This window comes from Acinetobacter lwoffii, assembly GCF_024129715.1.
Taxonomy (GTDB): Bacteria; Pseudomonadota; Gammaproteobacteria; order Pseudomonadales; family Moraxellaceae; genus Acinetobacter; species Acinetobacter lwoffii_U.
On record NZ_JAMXXM010000005.1, the window covers coordinates 141,192 to 160,294 of the forward strand.

The following is a 19,103-nucleotide window of genomic DNA, read 5'->3' on the forward strand; positions in this document are numbered from 1 at the left end:
ATATTTTTTAAAAGTTAAAGGTATAAATTTTAAAAATACTTTAGTGTTTTTATCTTTGATTATTTTATGGTGGAAGGGTTGATATAATGAGACTATATTTAACAATTATTTATTTGGGTATTAAGTCTTACTTAAAATATTATTTATTATATTTTGTTGGTTTTTTTTTAGCTTTGTCTTGGCTTTCAGTTAATCATTATAATCCATGGGTGGTTTTTTATAACGAATATTATGCTGTAATTGCACTAATCATAAGTATGTTTTTTTTTATAAATAAAAGCTTAAAAATTCCAAAAATTATTATTCCAATTATTTTTCTATCTTTTGTACCCGTAATTCATTTTTTTATTGGTAAAGTGTTTTATTTTAGCATCGGTTTTATGGGTTTTATCTATGTTAGCTGTTTTTGGTTGGCAATTATATTAGGTTTTAATCTATGTAATAGTATTTTTGATCGTGTAAAAATTTTTTATTATTTTAGTTGTTTATTGGTGTTTGTTGGTTTCGTAACCGGGTGTATTGCTATATTTCAGTGGTTAAACTTAGAAGATTATATACCTTGGATCAGAGATATAAATGGAAAGCAAAGACCTTATGGTAATTTTGCTCAACCCAACAATATGTCAACATTTTTAATTATGTCATTAATGGCATGTTTGTATATTTACGAAATTAAAAAAACAAATATAAGACTCATAATAATTTCTGCAATCATAATTTTGATAGGAATTACTTTAAGTCAATCGAGAACAGCTTGGCTTGTATCAGTTTTTATTTTTATTTATTTATCAATTTATCAGTATAAAGATATTGTCACATTAAAATGGCATTACAGTATAGTATGGTTTATTTTATTTATTTTATTTATTTTTAATCTGCCTTTAATTAGTCAGGCTGTTTTATATTTTACAGATCTACAAATAGTACAAAACCGTGATGTAATAATTAGAGCCACATCTGATCTATCACGGCTAGGTATTTGGAAGCATTTAATATATGCAATAGATAAAGAACCTTGGTGGGGACATGGTTGGAACCAAACAAGTGTTGCATTTTCTTCAGTTACTGAAATAAATCAAGGAGCTTTGTGGGTTAGAAAAGCTCATAATTTTATTTTAGATTTTCTATTATGGAACGGTTTTATTATTGGTATTCCTTTTTTATTGTATTTTTGCTGTATAGGATTTTTTTTACTAAAAAATGTAACCTCAGTCGAGTCTGTAGTTGGTGTATTAATGGTTGGTACCTTTTTAAATCATGCAATGTTTGAGTTTCCACAACACTATACTTTTTTTCTTATTCCAGTTGGCTTTATTATTGGTATGATCCTAGCTCAAAAAAAAGAACTGTCTGTTTTTATTTTAAGCAGTCATTTTTGTAATATCCTACTTATATTTAGCATTTTGGTTTTAATTGTAGTTTATCGTGATTATGAGATTGCGAGAGCTAAAATGTTGGAAAGTATTTTATACCAAAAGCAGTCTCAAAAAATCCAAATTGAATCCCCTATTTTTTTATTAACAGAGTTTAATCATCGCATAGCTTGGATTCGTATGAATCCCTACAGTATAAAATCATTAGAGGAAATTAAAACTATTGATCAGCTCATTAATAGTTATCCCATTGAGTATAATCTTAAAAAATATGCCAAATTATTGGCTTTTAATGGATATGAAAAAGAAGCCAGGCATCAACTTTGGCGATTAAAAGTTATATGGAAAACAGATTTGAGTTATGAGGTTTTGATTGAGGATATGCCAAGATAAATTAATCTATAATTTTTTAAGTAAAAATATAGATTTCTTAGTTAGAATTTTTTTATATATCATATAGTATCTGCACTCATTGACATCACCATGAAATTCACGCTCGCCCTCATCGCGGGAATCCTCATCTCCCTTGCATGGCTCATGCCCATCCACTACCGCCCATGGGTAACCTATACAGGTGAGCTGTATGCCTTTTTTGCGCTCTTTGCCCTCGCTGCAATCTGCTTAAAAGATAAAGTAAGAATTCCAGCAGTGAGTCTGCCGCTATTGCTTCTTGCCAGTGTGCCTTTTATCCAGTTACTCGCAGGGCAGGTGTTTTTCTTTAGTACTGCCATAATGGGCTTTATTTTCGCCTTTAGCTTTTGGCTGGCAGGTGTGTTGGGTTATAACCTTTCAACAGCAAACTATAACCGGGAAGAAACTTTCACTAATCTGAGCTATGTGTTTTTGGCTTCAGGAACGATTACAGGCTTAATTGCTGTATGTCAGTGGACGAATCTGAATTCAATAGTGCCAGGCATGGTGAATATTAGTGGTAATCAGCGTCCTTATGCCAACTTTGCCCAGCCGAATAATATGGCAACTTTTTTAGTCATGGCATTGATGAGCTGCCTTTATCTGTACGAAAAGAAAAAAATCCAGACCAAGTGGCTATTTTCATGTGCGGCAATCATCGTGGTTGGCGTAGCTTTAAGCCAGTCCCGTACTGCATGGGTGGCTGCGATCGCGATTATGCTTTATCTGGCGTTATACCAATATAAAGGGATCATTCGCCTGAAATGGTATTATAGCACGGCTTGGTTCATCTTTTTTATTGCTTGTATTGTGGCTTTTCCATTACTCAGTCAGCTGGCTGCACAAACGATGGATGCGGATGTCGTTCAAAGCCGAGATGTGGTATCGCGTGCCACCGGAGATATGTCACGTATTGCGATCTGGCAGCAAATGTTGGCTGCCATTCAGGCACAGCCATGGTTTGGCTATGGTTGGTATCAAACTAGCGCAGCGTTCGTTTCAATCAGCGATACCGTACAAGGCCCGGTCTGGATTCGTAGCGCCCATAATTTTATTCTGGACTTTTTACTCTGGAATGGACTGATCATCGGTCTGCCTTTCTTGGCATATTTTGGTTATTTAGGTTATCAGTTACAACGCTGGGTGAATACGCCAGAATCTGTTATCGGGATCTTGATGATCGGGGCTTTTGTAACACATGCCATGTTTGAGTTTCCACAGCATTATGCCTATTTCCTGCTGCCAGTCGGTTTTATTCTGGGTACGGTTCTGGCACAGAATCCAAAAATTAAAACCATTACTTTGCCTTCGATATGCCTGAAACTGACTTTCAGTCTTGGATTGCTCTTATTGGTCGTGATTTACCGGGACTATGATGTTGCTGTACCAAAACTCGGACAAAGTATTCGTTATGAAAAGCAGCAGGAAAAAATCACCAATGAAAAACCAATTTATCTGTTGACCGAGTTTAATCATCGCATTGCTTGGATTCGTCTGAATCCTTATAGCAAAGTGTCTGCTGAACAGATTCAGGAAGGTGAACAAATGGTCTTAAGTTATCCAACCAAATATAACCTGATCAAATATGCCAAACTTTTAGCATTTAATGGCTACGAGGCTGAGGCCAAGCATCAGCTGCAACGCTTAAAGACCATTCAGAAAACTGAAATGAGTTATGAGGAATTAACGCAGGATATGTCTCGCTAAATACAAAAAAAGCCAGCAGATGCTGGCTTTTTCTTGGCTTAATTTTAAGTTTAGAGCTGACTTTGAATATAGTTTTCAATGCCAATGCTTTCGATCAAATCAATTTGTGTTGTGGTCCAGTCCAGATAGTTTTCTTCTTTCTCTAGGATTTCCTGAACCAGATCACGCGTCACATAATCCATTTGGGTTTCAGCCAATGCCACTGCTTTCTGGATGGCTTCAATATTCTCTTTGACTTTGCGTACATCACAATGCAGCACTTCTTGAGTATGCTGACCAATATACAGTTTGCCCAGATTTTGTAAATTCGGCAGACCTTCCAAAAATAAAATACGTTCAATAATTTTATCGGCATGTTTCATCTGAACAATGGATTCTTTATATTCTGCCGAGCCCAGTTTCTCAATGCCCCAGTCATTAAACATGCGCGAATGCAGGAAATACTGGTTAATGGCAGTTAAGTGGTGATACAACACCTGATTGAGCTGATTAATCACATCACGATTGCCTTTCATCGCATAACTCCATTTGGACCTGTTTTATCTTTCTAAGAAAGCGCTCTAATCCTGATAGTAAAGCAAGTCAGGGGCAAATGGCGAGTAATTTATCAAATCAAACGTAAAACCTCGTTTTCAAGGCAGGGATATAAATGAGTGACCTAAGCCATACGACATGAAATGTCGTTTCAAATTAACATTTTTAACTTTGGATATTCTATTGGTTATTTTCATTGATAAAATAATCGTATGAAAACACTTAAATTACGTATTAAAGATAAACATTCCAAGATATTAGAGCAATTAGCATCTGAAGTGAATTTCGTCTGGAATTATGTCAATGATTTAAGCTTTAAACACCTTAAAAGAAAAGGTGAATTTCTCAGTGCTTACGATATTGCTGAATATACGAAAGGTACATCTAGGCTTTGTGGGTTACATAGTCAAACCATTCAGGCTGTTACCGAAGAATTAGTCATACGCAGAAAGCAATTCAAGAAGACTAAACTAAAATGGCGGGTCAGTCATAAGAAATCAGCCAGAAGATCACTAGGTTGGATACCCTTTAAGAAAGTAGCAATCAAGTATGCTGATGGCCATATCCAGTATGGCAAGCATCAGTTTAAAATATGGGATAGCTATGGACTGTCAAATTACAGTATCAAGACTGGTTCGTTTGTCGAGGATGCGCGTGGCCGCTGGTATGTCTGCTTAGTTGTGAATAGCTCTAAAATTGAGAAATCGACTGCGACTAATTTGATTGGGATTGATCTGGGCTTAAAGGATATAGCCACTTGTTCGGATGGTACGATAATTTCAAATCCCAAGTTCTACCGTCAATATGAACAGAAATTAGGGATTGCTCAACGAGCGAAAAATAGAAAACGGGTCCGTGCATTACACGCCAAGATTGCAAACTGTCGTAAAGACCATTTGCACAAAGCAAGTACGATGCTTATAAAGAAAAATGCACTAATTGTTGTAGGCGATCTGAGTGCGAAAAAACTGGTAAAAACCAAGATGGCGAAGTCTGTTCTGGATACCGGATTTTCAGCATTCAAGACCATGCTCAAGTATAAATGCGAGAACGCAGGAGTATGGTTTGAAGAAGTTAGTGAAAGTTTCACAACCCAAATGTGTTCGTGCTGTGGTGAGGTCACTGCAAGCAGTCCGAAAGGTAGAACAGATTTGCGAATAAGAGTATGGGAATGTGAAAACTGTTCAAGTGTTCTGGATCGGGACTTGAATAGTGCTAAGAACATACTTGCGCTTGGGCATAAGCGTCTCGCAGGAGGAATCAGCTCTATTTAAAAAGGTGAGGATGTCAAGGAACAGCAAATGAAAATCGACATCGAATCCATTCAGACTCAGATGAATGGCAATAAAAACCCGCCAGAGTCAAAGGCGGGGGAGGAGTAATGACCAAAGATCATTGTTTTTTCATTATGCTTATAGGGAGAAATCTTTTTAAATTTATGCTGCAACTGCTAGCCGTGCTGCAATTTGTGAAACCTCATCACTGATGATCATGCGGGCTTCTGGTGCACAGCGACCACAGCAAGTTCCCAAGTCCAACATATCGCGGACATCACGATAACTTTCAGCGCCATTTGCAATAGCATCTTTAATGTCTTGATCTGTAATGCCGCGGCATAGACAAACGTACATAGGACACAACCACAGTGATTAAATAAGATAAGTAATATTATTGATAATTGTTATCGTTTGTCAATAAAAATCATTTGAAATAGCTTTTATCATGATTGATGATTTAGATAAAAAATCACCACCTGAGCGGAAATCCAAGTACTGCTCGGATTTCCACACAAAAGCGATTCATGATTTAGAATGAGATATTGCAGGGTGGGGATTGAGTAATTTTTATAACTTATTGATTAATTATGACAATGCCATCCATTTCAACCAAGGCATCTTTAGGCAGGCTGGCCACACCTAAAGCGGCACGTGCTGGATAGGGCTGGGCAAAATACTCATCCATAATTTGATTGACCAGTTGAAAGTGAGATAAGTCGGTCAGGAAAATATTCAGTTTGGCAATATCTGCCAAAGAGCCACCAGCGGCTTCACAGACTGCTTTTAAGTTATCAAACACCCGGCGAATTTGAGCTTCAATGCCTTCAACCAGTTCCATACTATAAGGATCCAGGCCAATTTGACCTGATAGATATAAGGTATCACCCACTAAAATGGCTTGCGAATAAGTGCCAATCGCAGCAGGGGCATTTTCAGTATGGATTACTTGGCGGGACATTAATTTCTCCTTTTATCATCGACATACATCATATTCGATCAATTCGGCCGATCAAAGCACTATCGTTTTAAATGATTAACTCGCTTTAGAGGCTTCACTGAAAACGACGGGCTGTGCCAGACGGATAATTCGCGGGAAACCGAAATACATGCGTAAATCCCGGATAATCTGTGCAATCTGTTTACGGTTATGCACCACGATATTGACGTAGGTTTTGTCATCCTGAGTACGCACCATTTCCACCCCAGAATGCGCTTTACGGCATTGGTAAATCAAGTCGGAAATCTGCTCGTCATTCATGTCCAAGTCAATGCTGAGATAGGCAGTAAAGCTGATATCTTCCAGATCATCAGAGGTCCACTGCAATAACATGATATTTTCTGGATGCTGATGCTGTTCATGCAGCAGGTTATGACAGCGCGCACGATGCACAATCAGACCGCGACGGGTCAAATGACCCTGAATCGGATCACCCAGCACAGGATTGCAGCAATGTGCATATTTGACATCGACACCTTCTGTTCCCTGAATCAGACGGTCTGAACTGGCGATATTCTGATGCTGATCTTGGGCAAATAAATGGTTGGCCACCAGTTGTGGTAATAAATCACCGACTGCAATCTGTTCAAACAGCTGTTCTTTGCTGGAAACATGGCGCCATTCCAAGAGGTTTTTCCAGTCTGCTTCAGTCAGATCACGAATAGAACGATGGAACAGTTTCAGTGCACGATTGAGTGCCTGTTGTCCGACCAGACGTTGCTCATCTGGATCTTGATCACGCAGAATATTCTGAATAGCACGACGAGCTTTCTGGGTATTAATAAAACTGAGCCAATCCGGATTCGGAGTCGCAAGGACATCAGTAATGATTTCGACCACCTGACCACTGACTAAAGGAGTCGACAGTGGTTTAGTCTCATTATTAATTTTTGCACCAACGGCATGGTTGCCTAGGAATAAACTCGCGGCATAAGCAAAGTCGACCGCCGTGGCACCTTGCGGCAATTCATGTAAATGGCCGTGCGGAGTATAGACCCAGATTTTTTCCTGATGTAAATAATCCAGTAGTTCACTGAAAGTGGTTTTGGCACATTCACCATCGACCAGGACATTCAAATTCTGCATCGAGGCCTGAATCGCAGAGCGGCAGGCCTGCGGGGCACTTTCACCGAGCACGACGCCAAAACGTGCTGCTTTACGCATCAGTTCGGTTTGAATGGTCAAAGACAAAGTGGTCTTTTCGCCTTTCAGGCGCATCATCAAGGACTGGTTGCCTCCCGGTAATGGGCGACGGATATGATCTTCATAACTCTGGATTTTAAAACTTTGCGTCAGAATTTCTGCCAGTCGGTCACAGTCCGCAATGCTCTGTAAAATAATTTCAAAAGCATGGCTGTGAGTCAATTCTTGTAGATCGATATCATTTTTAACGAAGTGACGCAGTAGCTCAATATTGTTATTTTTCTTCTTAATTCGGCCCTGAATGGCATTCTGTTGTAGCAGTTCGGTCAGGTTCTTTTCCCATTTGGCCTGATATTCACAGCGTTTTGGCTTGGTTTCCAGCAGGGCGGCCTGCACATTGTTATACATGTCCAGATCTAGATTCTGATAACAAAGATGTTCCAGGTTATCAGCCATTTCATTCATGCCAACAATACGTGCCATTGGAACAAAAATTTCAAAGGTTTCGCGGGCAATACGCGCGCGTTTGTCGGGGCGCAGTGCGTCCAAAGTGGTCATGTTGTGATAACGGTCGGCCAGTTTCACAATAATGACACGTGGATCTTGTAGCGTCGCTTGCAGAATTTTCCGGAAAGAAGCCGCTTTATTATATTCTTTATCACTGGAATGGCTCAGTTTGGTGACACCATCGACCAGTTCAGCAACGGTAAAACCAAAAATCTTGCTAATATCATCTTTGTTAAATTCGGTATCTTCAATCACATCGTGCAGCAGGGCGGCCATTAAGGTTTCAGTGTCCAAACGCATATGCGCCAAGATACAGCTGACCGCAATCGGATGCAGAATATAGGGTTCACCACTTTTACGCACAATCCCGTCATGCGCCATATCTGCATAATCACAGGCCGCAAGCACACGTTCGACATCGCTTTCACTTAAATACGCATCGATAATGATCTTTAACTGCTGCTTGGCTTGACTGACCTGTGGGCCTGGCATAAAACACCTTTTCAACTGAATTTTTTACAAATAAAACGTGAAAGCGTTTTAGAAATGTGAATTTCCTGGTTTGATGGTTTTTGGCTGCTAGCGAGCAGAAAACCAATACAAACTTGATAGCTAACCCTTATGTTATAACCGTTCTGGCATAAATATAAAAGTCACATAACAAAAAAAGCCTAGTTTAGAACTAGGCTTTTTGAGTGACGATCTCTTATTGGAAAGAAAAACCGTCTAAGTTTAGATTATTTGCAGAAAGTGCAAGATCCAGACTTGATGTTTGATAGTCTTGATCACGTTGTTTCAAAATGTCTTTTGATACATGACCTGAAGCGATTTCACGTAAAGCAACAACAGTCGGTTTGTCATTGTCCCATTCTACAGTTGGTTCAATACCTTGACGTGCCAATTGACGCGCGCGCTTGCTTGCCACTAGTACAAGCTCAAAGCGGTTGTCTACATGGTCTAAACAATCTTCAACGGTGACGCGTGCCATAAGAATTCTCGTTTGAATAATAAATTTTAACAGACTGCACAGTATAAAAGGCTTTGTCTATAGACTCAAGTTTTAATCACTGCTCAGTCGGCGTAATCAGTTTCTGAATCAGTTTTTCATGACGGTTGGCTTGCTGGCTAAGTACCAGACGATTGGCGATAATCACCGCTTCAAGGTCATGCAGCGCCTTATTAAAGTCGTCATTAATAATGATATAGTCAAAGTTACTATATTGCTGCATATCTTCTACCGCGCAGCTCAGACGATGCTCAATCACATCCACAGCATCAGTACCACGGTTAGACAGGCGTTCACGTAGATCAAACTGGCTTGGTGGCAAGATAAAAATTTGTTTAGATTCAGGAAAAAGTCGACGAACCTGTTGTGCACCCTGCCAGTCAATTTCCAGTAGCACATCATGACCTTTGGCCAGTTGCTCTTTGACTGTGGCTTGCGCAGTACCGTAGTAATTACCAAATACTTCAGCGTATTCGATAAAACCACCTTCATTGACCAGATTTAAAAAATCTTCTTTATTGGAGAAATGATAATGCACGCCATCGAGTTCGCCAGGTCGTTGACCGCGTGTGGTGTGTGACACAGAAACGTGAAGATTGTTGACACGCTCAAGTAGGGCTTTAACAAGGGATGTTTTGCCTGTTCCAGACGCTGCAGAAACGACAAACAAGAGACCCGACATGATATTTTTCCTGATATGATAAAATATCTTCTCTATTTTAGAGTAGAGCGGCTTTAAACTAAATAGTTGTCAGTCGATTGTTTACATTTATTTCAATTGAACCGCTAAAAATGGTGTGAGTATTGAGGATTCTATGGAAATTGTTTTAGCCAATCCGCGTGGTTTTTGTGCTGGTGTAGATCGTGCCATTGCGATCGTGAACCGTGCCCTAGAATGCTTTAACCCACCAATTTATGTGCGGCATGAAGTGGTGCATAACAAATTTGTGGTTGATGACCTACGTCAGCGTGGTGCAATTTTTGTCGATGAACTCGACGAAGTTCCTGACGATAATATCGTGATTTTTAGCGCACATGGTGTTTCTAAAGCGGTACAACAAGAAGCTGAACGTCGTGGTTTAAAGGTTTTTGATGCGACTTGTCCCTTAGTGACTAAAGTACATATTGAAGTCACCAAATATGCCCGTGAAGGTGTAGAGGCTATCTTAATTGGTCATGAAGGTCACCCTGAAGTCGAAGGTACCATGGGGCAATATGACAAAAAAAATGGTGGTGAGATTTATCTGGTTGAAGACGAAGAGGACGTTGCTGCACTTACAATACATAATCCTGAAAAAGTCGCTTTTGTCACGCAAACGACTTTATCGATTGACGATACAGCGAAAGTGATTGATGCTCTTCGCCAGAAATTTCCACTGATTCAAGGCCCACGTAAAGATGATATTTGCTATGCAACGCAGAACCGTCAGGATGCAGTGCGTGATCTGGCTGAACGCTGTGATGTGGTTCTAGTGGTAGGTTCACCAAACTCTTCAAATTCAAACCGCCTACGTGAGCTGGCTGAGCGTATGGGTAAAGCGGCTTACCTGGTCGATAATGCTGATGAGCTCAAACAGGAATGGTTTGCAGAAAATGCCCAGATTGGGGTAACAGCAGGAGCATCTGCACCTGAAATTCTGATTAAACAGGTCATTCAGCGTTTACAGGATTGGGGTGCACAAGCGCCTAAAGAGTTGGATGGACGAGAAGAGAATATTACATTCAGCCTACCCAAAGAGTTACGTATTCCTGTAACACAGGCTTAGAGTGTTAACTGTTTAACATTCTGTTTTTTAGTTAAAAATAAGCAGATAACTGGGAAATGACAGTTATCTGTTTTTTTATGCCTTTTATCTGCTCTGTGTAGGTTTTGTAACTTTAATGCGTATTATTTTAACTGGGCCAAAGTTTTGCTTGGGGGAGAGTATGCAGAAAAATAAAGGATTCACTTTAATTGAGCTAATGGTGACGATTGCGGTATTGGCGATTATTGCTGGAATGGCTGCTCCCTCAATGAGTAATACCTTAGAGAAAAGCAGATTTCAAAAAAAAGAAAGAGAGCTTGTTTTAATGGTGAATCATGCAAAAAGTCAAGCTATCTTAAAACGCACTGATATCACTTTAAATTTGAATTCCAGCATTGCTAATACGGAAACAGCGATGAATTGGGAGAAAGGAGCTAATGTGAATTTAACCATTCAAACCCTAGCTGAAGACCAATCATTAGGAAGTTATTCGGGAACAAATTTAATATTTAATAAAAATGGTGTGGTTAGCAGCTTAAATCAAGATGCTTTGATTAGTTTATGTAATACAAAGTTGAAAATAAAAAAACAACTTGTCTTAACCAAGCTGGGTGGTATCTATTCTAAGCTTGAAGGAAGTTGCTGATGAAATACATAAGATATCAGGCGGGCGTAGGGATGATTGAGGTTTTGGTTGCCTTACTTGTGCTTGCTTTGGGGGTGTTGGGATATGTGGCTGTACAATTACGTGCAATAGATGCTTCTGCAGAGGCTTTGACAAAATCACAAGCAATTTTAGTGATGCGTGGATTAGCAGAAAATATTAGAAGTAATCCAGTTGCAATGTCTACCTATCCAGCTCAAGTCCAATCATATATTGGTTACTCTTCATCAACGAGTGAACCTACGACATGTTTAAATTCAGTTTGTACACCTGAGCAAATGGCAACTTATGATGCTTATAGTGCAGCAAAAAATGCTGATCAGTATGGCATGAAATTGACGATGGATGATTGCCCGGGTGTAACTACCTCCATGAGTATGCGACGTAAATGTTTATATACATTTTGGGGTAAGACTACTCCAATAATCAGCAATTGTATGACTACGACAGGAACCTATGTGAGTGGTTCAACCTGCCTGATGATGGAGGTGTATTAAATGTTGAAACTAGCTCCTTCATTACAAAAAGGATTTACGCTTATTGAGTTAATCGTTGCACTGACTCTGGGTTTGATTCTTGTTGCTACAGCAATTCAATTATTTACTGGTGGCATTATGTCAAGCCAGCTGCAACGCGCAAATGCTGAAATTCAGGATAATGGCGTATTTGGTTTGGACTTTATGTTACGTGATATACGTTTATCAAATGTAGGTAATATTAATAATTTAGAGTTAAATGATCAAACAGCCTATGGTGGTATTGTCCTGACAGCTTCAACAGCTACAAACTCAAATAATGTAAATTTTATTTCTTCTATTGCAGCCAATACGTACCTTCCTGATGCATTATTAAGTCGAGGAATGGGGGATACTGTCTCCACAACAGATAACCATTGGAAAGGTTTGTCCAATGTGAAAGATGATATGGGAGTAGCTCAAAATAGTGATCAGTTAACGATTCAGTTTATTGCGCCTTCAGATATGTTCAACTGTGAGGGGCAGCAGGTCTTTGCTGGTGACTTGGTCGTACAGCGTTACTTCTTAAGAGTGGATGCGAATGGTACGGGAACGACAGATTTGGCCTTGGCTTGTGATGCGAATACACCAGCAACGACAGCCGCTACTGCTTCTGCCACACCTTCTACAATCAGTGGTTTGGGAACAGCAGGGCAAATTCTTATTCCTCGCGTGGATCATTTTCATGTTTTATTAAAAGCAAGAGATCATGCTGGAAATCTTGTTTTATATACGATTCCGCAATATCGAGAGGCTGCAATTCAAGCGCGTAAAGTTGTTACAGCGGATGAGGCAACAGATGAAGATCCAGAAAAAGCGGCATCAAATCCGCCAAGAATTTTAGCTGTACAAGTATCGGTACTTATTCGTTCGACAAATAATGCGAATAATCCAGTTTTGGATCCTGTAAATGCAAGCTATGTGATGCTTGATAAAACAATTAAGGCAAGTGATACCACGAATCGTTTCTTGAGAAGGGTATATAACTCAACTATTTCTTTGCGCAATGGTATGGGAGAAGATTTATGAGATATCAATTAGTCAATAAGTCTTTTTCTCAAAGAGGTGCTACTTTAATCGTTGTATTAGTTATCCTTCTTGTGATTACTATAGTCGGAGTTTTGGCAATTCGGGTGGCGATCGTTTCTTTAGCAGTAGCCACAAATAGCCAAGTTGATCAGCTAAACTTCCAATCTGCCGACACACCCCTAGCACTTGTTTCTCAAATCAATCCCACTGACTTAACAAATCTGAGTAATGTGATTGGTGCTAGCTTAAGAGAGCATGAGAATAATCCCGGGGCTGAATATGTATTTTGTTACCAGCCCATCTCAACGACAGCAAAATTTGCTCAAACTAAGGACGCGATTCGTATTCGATTTGATAGTAGTGCTAATAGCATATCTAAAGAAGCTGGTACAGTTGATGGATTTTGTAATCTAAATAGTGACTTCGGTAGTAAACGCCAAGCTGTTTTAACTCAGGTGGCGGTCAGTGTGCCAATTGATGCAAGTAATAATAGACCTGGTGCTAATTTGCCAAGAGGTACAAATGTTTCTGAAGGTACACAACTTCCCAAAAGTATGACATCAGCACAGCGAGTGAGGGTTACGACAACCTCAATGCTTCCAGCATATTCGTCAGAAACGACATCTTCTATACAGGAGAGTTGTTTGAGTGCTGCAAACATAAAAATTAGTGATAATTTAGCACCTGATTTAAGCTCACAGCAAACAATAGCAGATTGCTTAAAATCTAAAAATGTTCCATTTAATGTGCATGTTCAAGAGTTTAATTATATCAATAAATTGACTGAAGTAACGGCGCCAGGTGGTTAAGGGGGAATTGTGTGAATATGAAATTATTAAATTTTAAAATAAATAAATTGTGGTATGCCGTTTCTACAAGTTCTTTTGCACTGACTTGGTTAACGGTTTCGTCAGTAGTCCAAGCTAGTGATCTGCAAATTTATGCCAAGCCCGAAGGTGGTCAAACGACGGTTATACTGATGCTAGATAACTCGATGTCTATGACGATGAATAATGATAGCTTGGGACAACACCGTTTAGCTCGATTAAAAGCAGGTGTTCAAGATCTATTAACAAGGGATACGGTAACCTTAAATAATGGTACAACAGTGAACTTGGCAGATGCTTATGTAGGCTTAGGATATTTTTCAGACAGCTCAAGTAATAAACATGGGATTATAAAAGTACCTGCAGCTCCTTTAGGTGCAGCATCCACCCGAAATACTACAGGTTCGCAGCGGAAAAAATTATCGGACGCAGTAACGGCAATGGATGGTAAAAGTTATACGCCATCTGCAAATGCAATGGCTGAGGCAGCGGCTTATTTGTTGGGAACGACAACTTATTGGGAAAATGTATCTTACCCAATAATCCAAAAACAGGTTGCTCGTTTAACTAGAAAATATAGTGCAAGTGGTAGTGGTAATAGTTCAACAAATCGGACATACACATATACTTATGAATTTGAAACTTGTAACCGATGGGATACAACGAACTTTACTACAAATGTTCAACAATGTAATAGATGGGATAGTAAAGTTTCAAGCACGGTTAAAGAAGACTTATATGCAAATAGATCTAGCCCAACCTGGAAAAATCAAAACACTATAATTAGTAGATCATATGATGGACCAAATCTATCAACCTACAGTAATCCCAATCGAGATACAGCTCAACCTATACCCTTATATATAAATGATAATACTCAACCATATAGTGTACATGCAAACTCAAGCGTCAAGACTAGTGGTATTCTAGATGCAAAAAGTAATAGTTTACTTGTAGAAAGTACTACAGCAAGTGATATTAATCTACGCTATAAATCACCTTTACCTGCGAATAGCGTCAGTTGTGACGGTCAGGGAATTTACTTTCTGTCAGATGGTTTGCCCAATCAATCGACTACTAATAGTACATGGCCGTTAATGCAAGCAGCTTTAGAGGATGATACATTTGAGTGTGCAGTAGATATAGACACCCAATCAAATAATAGTAATTTACCTAACCCTAATGGAGACAGTAACATAGACAAAGCTGGTTGGCATTGTATGGGGGCATTGGCTAAGCGTTTATATTCAGGTGATAATCCGAAACGCCGTTCTATTAATACAGCTTTCGTGGGATTTGGTAATGCTTTTAGTAATCCAGCCAGTGGCGGGGCAAAATATGCCTGTCAGCTTGGTTCGAAATTGACAGGAGATACTTGTTCTCCAGATGCAACAAATAGCACTTTAAAAAACCCAGCAGAGGGTTTTGGTAATGGTGGTTTTTATTATGTGACTTCAACTAATGAAATTACACAGAGTATTGCCAGCTTTATTAAAGATAACCAAAATGGTGTGGTTGCACCTTTGGCAACAGGGCAAATTACAGTCCCTTATGATGCCCTGAATCCAAATATGCTGCAGAATTATGGCTATTTACGTGCTTTAGAACCCAATCCTGCAAGTAATTATGTGACATGGCGTGGGAACTTAAAAAAATATAAAGTTGTTCAATCTGGTACCACGGCAGGAGCATTTCAAGGTGATTCTGGTGGATTGGTTTTTGATAACTTAGGTAAGTTTAGAACTGGAACTAAAGATTTCTGGAATAGCAGTAATTATAGTGATGGTGGTACTACGTGGTTAGGCGGTACATACTCAAAAGTTCCTTTACCTATATTGGGGCAAACACAAACAGTGGATGCAACAGGTAAAGTCACCCGTTATGCTTACAATGCATCTAATAATATTCGTAATATATTTACTGATATTAGTGCCTCTACCTCAACGGCTTTAACTAAGCAGTCGACTAAAGATATTCCTTTGTTAAGAATTCCAGCAGCTCCAGAAGGAACTAATCCTTTTACTAGTCCTACTAGTACAGCAAATTATGTTTTAGGTAAATTTAATTCATCGAGTGGACAGCCAATCCTCAGAGATTTGGCATTAACTATAAAGTTAAAACTGCTAAATTATTTAGGTTATAACGTTGATATCAATACAACAGCTTTACCTACAAGTTTAACCACTTCAAATGCACCACATCTTTCGATGGGGGCAAGTATTTATTCTTCGCCAGTTCAGTTAACTTATTCAGGAACCTTGGATGCAAATGGTAATTTGACCAATGCACGTGACCAAGCAATCTTGTATGGATCTTCCGAAGGGGGATTACATCTTGTTGATGCTTCTTCTGGTGAAGAGAAAATGGTATTTGTACCTGCCGATATCTTAGAGCATTCAATTGCATCTAAAGGTTTGGTTCCAAATACAATTGATTCAGGAAATGTTCCGACACATGGAGTAGATGCAACCTGGGTATCTGATGCAGCATACAATTATAATGAAACCACGACAAAAGATGCAGAGGGGAAGGATCAAATCACTTCACAGATTAAAGCTCGAAAAATGAATATTTATGGTGGCTTACGTATGGGTGGTTCTAGCTATTATGGTTTAGATGTGCTCAACCCAGAATCACCTAAATTTTTATTTAGAATTTACCCTGCTAATATTACAGGAAAAGGTGATTATAGCCGTCTGGGGCAGACATGGTCTAAACCTGTATTAGCAAATGTTCGGCATAATGGTCAAATTAAACGGGCGATGATTGTCGGTGGTGGTTATGACATGTGTTATGAGAATCCTCGCTTCCAACTTAGTGCAACAGTTGATAATACTGAATATCCAAATCTAAATTGCACCAATAAACCTGAAGCTCAAGGTAATGCTATATATGTGATTGATGCATCGGATGGAACGCTTATCTGGTCTGCAACTTATAATGCAAGTGCAGCAACTACGGATGGTAAAAAATATCTTCGGCATAGTATTGTGAGTCGTATTAGTACATTAGATCGTGATGCTGATGGTTTAGTAGATCATCTTTATTTCGGTGACCTAGGTGGACAAATTTTCCGTGTTGATTTAAACAATAATCAGGTTAAAACAGCTGGTCAATATAGTGATTTTGGGGTTCGTGTGGTTCGTTTAGCGGATTTAGCAACGAATGATACTGGTGCTGATTCGAGTAATGACTATACAGGAAGCAAAGCTCCACGCTTTTATGAGCCGCCAACAGTCACTATTCATGATGAGGGGGCGCATACTTTCATAACTTTAGGAATTGCATCAGGTGACCGCAGTACACCATTAGACGTATCGCCGACAGGTACGACAGGTCGAGATAACATGAAGCCAGCAGCGGCATTAACCGACCGACCTGTAAACAATGTGTATGGAATTATTGATAAAGATTTTATTAAACGGGATCTAATCACAGGTACGCCTACTTTAGAAACGATCAATAAAGTCAGAACTAACTTAAGAAAAAACCCACAGATACTTGCGAGTGGTGAAACTGTTTCAAACATTTTCTTTCCTGCATCAGGCGCTGGGAAGGATGGTTGGTATAGATCACTTTCGAGCACAAATGATGGTACTGATAAAGCAATTGGCACAGATGAAATTCGTGTTAAAGGTGGGTTAAAAGCCTTTGAAGAGCCAATTGCAATTACAGGTAATTTAATGGTACCGGTTTATGATCCTGAGGGAACTGGAGTTGGAAGCAATATTCCATGTATGCCACGTGTGGTAGGTGAAACAGACTGGCAAACATTCTGTTTGCCATTTGGAGTTTGTTTAAAATCAGATGGAACTATAAATAGTAATAAAGAACAGCTAACAGGCTTTAGGTTGGATGGAGCTGGGAAAAATTCCAATGTTATTGGTCCAGGTATTCGAAGTATTTCACTTGTACCAAAAACTGATTCTACTACTGGTAGTTCATCTACAAGCTGTGGAAAAATTACGATGGCAGGCAATACAGCTGGAACAGGTGAGTGGCAATGTACCAGTCATTTTATTCCAACACGATGGTATGAGCGTTATCGTTAATAGGATATATGAATGAAAAGATCTTTAACGCTAAGATTCAATCAGGGATTTACCCTGATTGAATTGATGATTGTAGTGGTGGTGATTGCTATTTTGGCAGCTATTGCAATACCGAGTTATCAGGCATATGGGCGTAAAGCAAATGCTGCTTTTGCTCAGCAGGAAATATTAAAATTAGCTGATCAACTGGAAAGACATAAGACTCGGAACTTCAATTATAAAAATTTTGCTATAAACACGATTACACTTAATCGTGGTGGATACACTCTTGCCATTACAGATGATACAACCGCAGGAAATGCATTAAATTCAACAGTAACTAATGGTCAGACCTGGGTAATTAAAGCTGTAACAACGGATGCTAGAAACTTTAATGTGGTCATGAAAAGTACTGGTCTGAAATGTAAAGGAATTGATCAGTTAACGGTCGATAATGTATGTGGAAGTACGATTTGCACATCTTGTGAAGCTAATAGCGAGGCTTGGTAATGCGTAATGGATTTACATTAATTGAATTGATGATTGTGGTGGCAATTATTGCAATTCTCGCTGCAATTGCACTGCCTAGCTATAATCAATATAAAAAAAGAGTAAACCGCGCTGATGTTCAGGTGGAAATGATGAATATTGCACAGCGTCTTGAGTCTCATAAGCTGGCTAATTTTAAATATCCTGTTACTGCAACCATGACAAGCTTATATGGAGGTACAACTTATCCTAAAACTGGAACTCCACTTTTTGATCTAGAGTTTTCGAGTTTAACAGATACCGAATGGGAGATGAGAGCCACACCAATTCTAGGCGCAGCACAAGCAGGTGATGGGGTTATTTGTCTAAACGATCAAGGCCATAAGTTTTGGGGCAAAGGTGCAACAGCTTGTGCATTGTCTGTGACATCTACTTGGGACGGGCGCTAAACTCAAAATTGTAGCCAAACACTTTTTGATCTTTCATTCAGGGCAAAGTTCAAGTAAAATACTGCCCTCTATGAAAGGGGTTTGAAATGTATCGATGGTCGGTGCAGGGATAATCCGTAAAAACTATAAGGTTCTATCATGGTTGTTATTCGTCTTGCACGCGGTGGTGCTAAAAAACGTCCGTTCTATCAAATCATTGTGACTGATAGCCGTAATGCACGTGACGGTCGTTTCATCGAACGTATCGGTTTCTTCAACCCTACAGCTCAAGGTAAAGCAGAGAAACTTCGTTTAGATGCTGAACGTTTTGCTCACTGGGTTTCTCAAGGTGCTCAACCTTCTGATCGTGTTGCTTCTTTAGCTGCTCAAGCTAAAAAAGCTGCAGTTGCTGCATAATTT

At 39.3% G+C, this 19,103-nt stretch carries 18 protein-coding genes; 12 read left to right on the forward strand and 6 right to left on the reverse strand.

Annotated features, from left to right (window positions below; translation table 11 throughout):
* Positions 1–86 precede the first annotated feature (86 nt).
* Together NI462_RS06125 and NI462_RS06130 are read left to right on the forward strand one after the other, a co-directional pair.
* Positions 87–1,766 (forward strand): PglL family O-oligosaccharyltransferase, encoded by a 1,680-nt coding sequence (locus NI462_RS06125; RefSeq protein WP_253159581.1) that lies wholly within the window; start codon positions 87–89, stop codon positions 1,764–1,766.
* A 90-nt stretch (positions 1,767–1,856) separates the two neighbouring features.
* Positions 1,857–3,491 carry a PglL family O-oligosaccharyltransferase gene (locus tag NI462_RS06130; protein WP_253159583.1) on the forward strand — a complete coding sequence of 545 codons (1,635 nt, stop codon included), beginning with the start codon at positions 1,857–1,859 and terminating at the stop codon, positions 3,489–3,491.
* Between the two features lie 50 nt (positions 3,492–3,541).
* Here the strand turns inward: NI462_RS06130 and bfr are convergent, their stop codons facing one another.
* Positions 3,542–4,006, reverse strand: a complete 465-nt coding sequence (gene bfr / locus NI462_RS06135) for a heteropolymeric bacterioferritin subunit Bfr (protein ID WP_005101322.1) — start codon at positions 4,004–4,006, stop codon at positions 3,542–3,544.
* A gap of 231 nt (positions 4,007–4,237) precedes the next feature.
* Between bfr and NI462_RS06140 the strand changes: the two genes are divergently transcribed.
* Entirely contained in the window at positions 4,238–5,299 is a 1,062-nt protein-coding gene (locus tag NI462_RS06140; RefSeq protein ID WP_044109054.1) for an RNA-guided endonuclease InsQ/TnpB family protein, read from the forward strand.
* A gap of 162 nt (positions 5,300–5,461) precedes the next feature.
* Here the strand turns inward: NI462_RS06140 and NI462_RS06145 are convergent, their stop codons facing one another.
* From NI462_RS06145 to gmk, 5 genes are all read right to left on the reverse strand, one after another.
* Complete coding sequence (locus NI462_RS06145; RefSeq protein ID WP_004644972.1) at positions 5,462–5,656, reverse strand: bacterioferritin-associated ferredoxin; 195 nt, start codon at positions 5,654–5,656, stop codon at positions 5,462–5,464.
* A 220-nt stretch (positions 5,657–5,876) separates the two neighbouring features.
* Entirely contained in the window at positions 5,877–6,260 is a 384-nt protein-coding gene (locus NI462_RS06150) for a RidA family protein (RefSeq protein ID WP_253159584.1), read from the reverse strand.
* Between the two features lie 75 nt (positions 6,261–6,335).
* Positions 6,336–8,441, reverse strand: coding sequence for a RelA/SpoT family protein (locus NI462_RS06155; RefSeq protein WP_253159586.1), 2,106 nt, complete (start codon positions 8,439–8,441; stop codon positions 6,336–6,338).
* Positions 8,442–8,655: 214 nt separating this feature from the next.
* Positions 8,656–8,937 carry a DNA-directed RNA polymerase subunit omega gene (gene rpoZ, locus NI462_RS06160; RefSeq protein WP_004281186.1) on the reverse strand — a complete coding sequence of 94 codons (282 nt, stop codon included), beginning with the start codon at positions 8,935–8,937 and terminating at the stop codon, positions 8,656–8,658.
* Between the two features lie 76 nt (positions 8,938–9,013).
* Positions 9,014–9,637: a guanylate kinase gene (gene gmk, locus NI462_RS06165; protein ID WP_004281187.1), complete on the reverse strand. Its 624-nt coding sequence runs from the start codon at positions 9,635–9,637 to the stop codon at positions 9,014–9,016.
* Between the two features lie 133 nt (positions 9,638–9,770).
* Between gmk and ispH the strand changes: the two genes are divergently transcribed.
* The 9 genes from ispH to rpsP all read left to right on the forward strand — a co-directional run bounded on the left by ispH (position 9,771) and on the right by rpsP (position 19,100).
* Positions 9,771–10,721, forward strand: coding sequence for a 4-hydroxy-3-methylbut-2-enyl diphosphate reductase (gene ispH, locus NI462_RS06170; protein WP_253159588.1), 951 nt, complete (start codon positions 9,771–9,773; stop codon positions 10,719–10,721).
* 160 nt (positions 10,722–10,881) lie between these two features.
* Positions 10,882–11,346 carry a pilus assembly FimT family protein gene (locus NI462_RS06175; RefSeq protein WP_253159590.1) on the forward strand — a complete coding sequence of 155 codons (465 nt, stop codon included), beginning with the start codon at positions 10,882–10,884 and terminating at the stop codon, positions 11,344–11,346.
* On the forward strand, positions 11,346–11,861 hold the full coding sequence (gene pilV / locus NI462_RS06180) for a type IV pilus modification protein PilV (protein WP_180025552.1): 516 nt from the start codon (positions 11,346–11,348) through the stop codon (positions 11,859–11,861). Before NI462_RS06175 ends, pilV begins: the two co-directional genes overlap by 1 nt.
* Positions 11,862–12,908 (forward strand): prepilin-type N-terminal cleavage/methylation domain-containing protein, encoded by a 1,047-nt coding sequence (locus tag NI462_RS06185; protein WP_253159592.1) that lies wholly within the window; start codon positions 11,862–11,864, stop codon positions 12,906–12,908.
* Positions 12,905–13,717, forward strand: a complete 813-nt coding sequence (locus tag NI462_RS06190) for a PilX N-terminal domain-containing pilus assembly protein (protein ID WP_253159594.1) — start codon at positions 12,905–12,907, stop codon at positions 13,715–13,717. The genes NI462_RS06185 and NI462_RS06190 overlap by 4 nt, the downstream gene beginning before the upstream one ends.
* Before the next feature lie 17 nt (positions 13,718–13,734).
* Positions 13,735–17,787 (forward strand): pilus assembly protein, encoded by a 4,053-nt coding sequence (locus NI462_RS06195; protein WP_290444231.1) that lies wholly within the window; start codon positions 13,735–13,737, stop codon positions 17,785–17,787.
* A 12-nt stretch (positions 17,788–17,799) separates the two neighbouring features.
* Positions 17,800–18,276 (forward strand): type IV pilin protein, encoded by a 477-nt coding sequence (locus tag NI462_RS06200; RefSeq protein ID WP_253159598.1) that lies wholly within the window; start codon positions 17,800–17,802, stop codon positions 18,274–18,276.
* Positions 18,276–18,704: a type IV pilin protein gene (locus NI462_RS06205; RefSeq protein ID WP_290444233.1), complete on the forward strand. Its 429-nt coding sequence runs from the start codon at positions 18,276–18,278 to the stop codon at positions 18,702–18,704. Before NI462_RS06200 ends, NI462_RS06205 begins: the two co-directional genes overlap by 1 nt.
* Positions 18,705–18,842: 138 nt before the next feature.
* Positions 18,843–19,100: a 30S ribosomal protein S16 gene (gene rpsP / locus NI462_RS06210; RefSeq protein WP_085064356.1), complete on the forward strand. Its 258-nt coding sequence runs from the start codon at positions 18,843–18,845 to the stop codon at positions 19,098–19,100.
* Positions 19,101–19,103 lie beyond the last annotated feature (3 nt).

Bases quoted from the DNA above. Each gene is read 5' to 3' on its own strand.
- rpsP (WP_085064356.1), top strand. From the start codon at position 18,843: ATGGTTGTTATTCGTCTTGCACGCGGTGGTGCTAAAAAACGTCCGTTC.
- NI462_RS06185 (WP_253159592.1), top strand. From the start codon at position 11,862: ATGTTGAAACTAGCTCCTTCATTACAAAAAGGATTTACGCTTATTGAG.
- NI462_RS06205 (WP_290444233.1), top strand. From the start codon at position 18,276: ATGCGTAATGGATTTACATTAATTGAATTGATGATTGTGGTGGCAATT.
- NI462_RS06130 (WP_253159583.1), top strand. From the start codon at position 1,857: ATGAAATTCACGCTCGCCCTCATCGCGGGAATCCTCATCTCCCTTGCA.
- NI462_RS06195 (WP_290444231.1), top strand. From the start codon at position 13,735: ATGAAATTATTAAATTTTAAAATAAATAAATTGTGGTATGCCGTTTCT.
- ispH (WP_253159588.1), top strand. From the start codon at position 9,771: ATGGAAATTGTTTTAGCCAATCCGCGTGGTTTTTGTGCTGGTGTAGAT.
- pilV (WP_180025552.1), top strand. From the start codon at position 11,346: ATGAAATACATAAGATATCAGGCGGGCGTAGGGATGATTGAGGTTTTG.
- NI462_RS06150 (WP_253159584.1), bottom strand. From the start codon at position 6,260: ATGTCCCGCCAAGTAATCCATACTGAAAATGCCCCTGCTGCGATTGGC.
- NI462_RS06190 (WP_253159594.1), top strand. From the start codon at position 12,905: ATGAGATATCAATTAGTCAATAAGTCTTTTTCTCAAAGAGGTGCTACT.
- rpoZ (WP_004281186.1), bottom strand. From the start codon at position 8,937: ATGGCACGCGTCACCGTTGAAGATTGTTTAGACCATGTAGACAACCGC.
- gmk (WP_004281187.1), bottom strand. From the start codon at position 9,637: ATGTCGGGTCTCTTGTTTGTCGTTTCTGCAGCGTCTGGAACAGGCAAA.
- NI462_RS06125 (WP_253159581.1), top strand. From the start codon at position 87: ATGAGACTATATTTAACAATTATTTATTTGGGTATTAAGTCTTACTTA.
- NI462_RS06155 (WP_253159586.1), bottom strand. From the start codon at position 8,441: ATGCCAGGCCCACAGGTCAGTCAAGCCAAGCAGCAGTTAAAGATCATT.
- NI462_RS06145 (WP_004644972.1), bottom strand. From the start codon at position 5,656: ATGTACGTTTGTCTATGCCGCGGCATTACAGATCAAGACATTAAAGAT.
- bfr (WP_005101322.1), bottom strand. From the start codon at position 4,006: ATGAAAGGCAATCGTGATGTGATTAATCAGCTCAATCAGGTGTTGTAT.
- NI462_RS06140 (WP_044109054.1), top strand. From the start codon at position 4,238: ATGAAAACACTTAAATTACGTATTAAAGATAAACATTCCAAGATATTA.
- NI462_RS06175 (WP_253159590.1), top strand. From the start codon at position 10,882: ATGCAGAAAAATAAAGGATTCACTTTAATTGAGCTAATGGTGACGATT.
- NI462_RS06200 (WP_253159598.1), top strand. From the start codon at position 17,800: ATGAAAAGATCTTTAACGCTAAGATTCAATCAGGGATTTACCCTGATT.